Origin of the sequence: Litorimonas sp., assembly GCA_029936425.1 — a bacterium.
Taxonomy (GTDB): domain Bacteria; phylum Pseudomonadota; class Alphaproteobacteria; order Caulobacterales; family Maricaulaceae; genus Litorimonas.
The window spans coordinates 1-1,193 of sequence record JAPYSU010000144.1; the positions used below are offsets into that span (position 1 = coordinate 1).

1 protein-coding gene is annotated in these 1,193 nt (G+C 43.9%); it reads right to left on the bottom strand.

Features of this window, described 5'->3' with window-relative positions:
• Positions 1-495: 495 nt before the first annotated feature.
• Complete coding sequence (locus ACN0IC_RS15610) at positions 496-645, bottom strand: hypothetical protein (protein ID WP_416879647.1); 150 nt, start codon at positions 643-645, stop codon at positions 496-498.
• Between the last annotated feature and the right edge of the window lie 548 nt (positions 646-1,193).

Here is a 1,193-nt window from a genome sequence, read left to right on the forward strand (position 1 = left end):
TTGGCCTGACTTGGCCTGATACAGACCCTCTTGTAAGAACTGAATCAAGCAATTACAGCTTGGTCTTTCTTAGACAGTTGAGCAACTTGAGCAACTTGCCGGAGTAGAAGTCCGACTGCCTCATAATAATAGTGAGATTCCATAGAAAATACAATAAGTAACTCAGTAATGAATGTATTTATTAATTTTAAATGCAGTTCTTACATGGTACTTCATGATGACAACAGCTAACCTGTATAACGCACTGTTCTGAAGCGACGATTAGAAACAGCCGTTGACAAAACCCCAAAAATAAATAGACTGGAATAAACAGCCTAATTATATCAAGGAATTACCAAAGGCTGAACAAGCAGGTTCTTCATGACAGTGTGCTCATTCTCTTGGTCTCTCCCCTGAACTGATTTCCTGTGCTTTCATAAAGTTGCAGTGAAGTCGAATTATTTGCCGCAGTGAGCACAATTTAAATAGTCTCTTCCTTGGTTTCCATTCCTGTCTTCAAAACATCAATTTCCTGACCGTTTTCTTAAATTCTTTCGCCGTTTTCTTCGACCTTCGGGCTGGCACGAAACATCCCGACTTGTCCGTCTCCTTGATCACCACCACGAACAGGCTGACCACCTCCAGGTCATCATTGAGGAACTCCACCAGCTGGTCCCTGTCTCCCACCATCACCTCCACCTTGTACAAAGTGATGGCGATGTGCTGCAGACTCTCCTCTCCAAGCAGATCGCACTGGATTATCTTGGTTTAATCCCCTGAAATCAGGTTTGATTACTTATGAGCAGTGAGTCTCCGACAGGAGGCTGTGGGGACAGGTTATCCCCCCAGGCTCCTCTATAGACCCCTAGCCTGGCCTGACATTATCTGGGTTTAATCACCTGGACCGGACACCCTCGCCTCGGTGGGATGCTTTGTTCACTTGTGATTACCCAAAATGTTCATTGAGTGACAGTCGAGTCCACACAAGTCACATGGAAACTCGTCCAGTTCTTCCTTGGTTCCCTTCCGCCCTGGCTCTCCTCCAGCTCCAATTCATTGTCACTCCCTTCTTCTGAATTCTCCATTTCTTAATACTTCTCCTTTTTATTACTTCCATGTTCTTTGTTGTCAAATCAGTTTTGTCTTTAAAATTCTTTAAATTTCTTCTTCATCAACTTTGGATTCGTCACCACCATGTATCGCTTTGACTCTAG